Source organism: Neoroseomonas rubea, from assembly GCF_016106015.1.
GTDB lineage: Bacteria > Pseudomonadota > Alphaproteobacteria > Acetobacterales > Acetobacteraceae > Neoroseomonas > Neoroseomonas rubea.
On the sequence record NZ_JACADQ010000520.1, the window covers coordinates 1 to 1,879 of the forward strand.

The window sequence follows — 1,879 nt, forward strand, 5'->3', positions numbered from 1 at the left end:
GGCCGGGGCGCGCGCAGCCGGCTGGGCCGGCGGGGGCGCGGCCGGGGCGGCCGTGCGAGGGGCGGTCGCGCTGGTCATGGGCGCGCATCCTGACCGCGGAAGGTCAATGAGGAGTGAAGATCAGACCCAGCGCCGGACGCGGGCGCGATAGGCGGCGTAGGCATCGCCGAATCGGGTGGCGAGGTAGGCTTCCTCCTTGACCACCACCAGCCGGTCGAGCGCGAGATGCGCCACCGCCACCGCAATCCAACCCCACAGATCCCCCCAGCGGAGCGCGAAGCCGGCCACGGCGAGCAGGAAGCCGAGATAGATCGGGTTGCGGCTGAAGCGGAACGGGCCCGCTTCCACCATCGCCTGGTCCGGCTTGTCGGGGCGCGGATCGTTGCCGGCGCGCACGAGCATCAGCACTGCCCAGCCGATCAGCGCGAGCGCGCCGAAGACGAGGAGCGCGCCGAACTCCGGCATGGGCGGGCCGAGCGGCACCGGCACGATGCGCTGCAGTACCCAGCCGGCGGCCAGGATTCCGCCGGCCAGGACCGGTGGCGGCACGCGCACGCCGGGGCCATTGTCCTCGGCCATCAGGCGTCCTCGCGCGCCGGCAGACGCATCCAGGCCGGGATGCTCGGTGTCAGTAACGCCTCGGCGCAGCGGAAGGGCGCGCGGGCCAGGGCGTCGAGCCGCAGCAGCGCGAGGCCGAGCCCGTCGCGGCCGGAGCGCATCTCCCCGGCCTCCGCGCCCGCGGCATCGGTCACGGGCGTGCCGCGCGCCGGCAAGGCGCCCTCGACCGCGACGGGGACCAGCCGCCGCTTCAACAAGCCCCGGTAGCGCGTGCGCGCCGTGAGCTCCTGCCCCATGTAGCAGCCCTTCGACCAGGAGACGCCGTTCAGCTCGTCGAAGCCGGCTTCCAGCAGCACCGATTTCTCCCGATCGAGGTCCTTCGTCCCATCCGGAAGGCCAAGGGCGAGGCGATGCAGGTCATAGGCCTCCGCCGTCGCATCCGCGGGCAGCGGGGCGCGGGCAAGAACGCGCCAGCCGGCCTCCGGCAGGCGCGGATCGGGCAGCACCATGTCGCCGCCCAGCGGCGCCGCGCCCCAGGCGGCATGCACATGCCATTCCTCCGACGCATCCCGCAGCGTCACCTTGGACCGCAGCCGGAAGCGGCCGAGCCGCTGGGCGAGGTCCGCCACCTGCGCCCGCTCCGCGTCGAGCAGGAACGCCTCCCCGGTCGCGCAGACAAAGAAATCCGCAAGCCACTTGCCCTGCGGCGTCAGCAGCGCGGCCCAGACGGCCTGGCCCGGCACGGCCTGCAGCACGTCGTTGGAGACAAGGCCCTGCAGGAAGGCGGTGCGGTCGGGGCCGGCCACCTCCAGCACGCCACGGTCGGGAAGATGCGCGAGACTCATGCCCCTTCAGGTGTGCCGCCGGCCGGTCCGGCGCAACCTCCCCCCCGCCCGCTGGCCGTGGTAAGCGGCGCGCGTGCGCATCCTGTTCATCACATCCACCCGGATCGGCGACGCCGTGCTGTCCACCGGGCTGCTCGACCACCTGATGCGCGCCCATCCGGAGGCCCGATTCACAATCGCGTGCGGCCGCGTGGCGGAGGGCGTGTTCCGCCGGATGCCGGCGCTCGAACGCCTCATCCCCATTGAGAAGAAGCGGTTCGGCCTGCATTGGCTCGGCCTCTGGTCGCAGGTGGCGGCACGGCGCTGGGACCTGGTGGTGGATCTGCGCGGCTCGGCAATCGCCTGGCTGCTGCTGGCCGGCCGCCGGGCGGTGATGCGCGGCGGCCGGCGGCCCGGCCACCGGCTGCTGCACCTGGCCGAGACCCTCGGCGTCAGCCCCGCGCCGCGCCCCGCCAGGACGGAGGAGCGCACGTCTG

Annotated in this window: 3 protein-coding genes; 1 reads left to right on the forward strand and 2 read right to left on the reverse strand. The window is 73.9% G+C overall.

The features are described 5' to 3' along the window. Positions 1-120: 120 nt before the first annotated feature. Positions 121-579 (reverse strand): methyltransferase family protein, encoded by a 459-nt coding sequence (locus tag HW577_RS24405; RefSeq protein ID WP_198378694.1) that lies wholly within the window; start codon positions 577-579, stop codon positions 121-123. Beyond that, positions 579-1,403 (reverse strand): CAF17-like 4Fe-4S cluster assembly/insertion protein YgfZ, encoded by an 825-nt coding sequence (gene ygfZ, locus HW577_RS24410; protein WP_198378695.1) that lies wholly within the window; start codon positions 1,401-1,403, stop codon positions 579-581. The genes HW577_RS24405 and ygfZ overlap by 1 nt, the downstream gene beginning before the upstream one ends. A gap of 73 nt (positions 1,404-1,476) precedes the next feature. Between ygfZ and HW577_RS24415 the strand changes: the two genes are divergently transcribed. Further along, the coding region (locus HW577_RS24415) for a glycosyltransferase family 9 protein (RefSeq protein WP_408639555.1) at positions 1,477-1,879 on the forward strand (403 nt) is incomplete at its 3' end.

What these genes read in the sequence shown, in the direction of transcription:
- HW577_RS24405 (WP_198378694.1), bottom strand. Translation starts at nt 579, where the DNA reads ATGGCCGAGGACAATGGCCCCGGCGTGCGCGTGCCGCCACCGGTCCTG.
- ygfZ (WP_198378695.1), bottom strand. Translation starts at nt 1,403, where the DNA reads ATGAGTCTCGCGCATCTTCCCGACCGTGGCGTGCTGGAGGTGGCCGGC.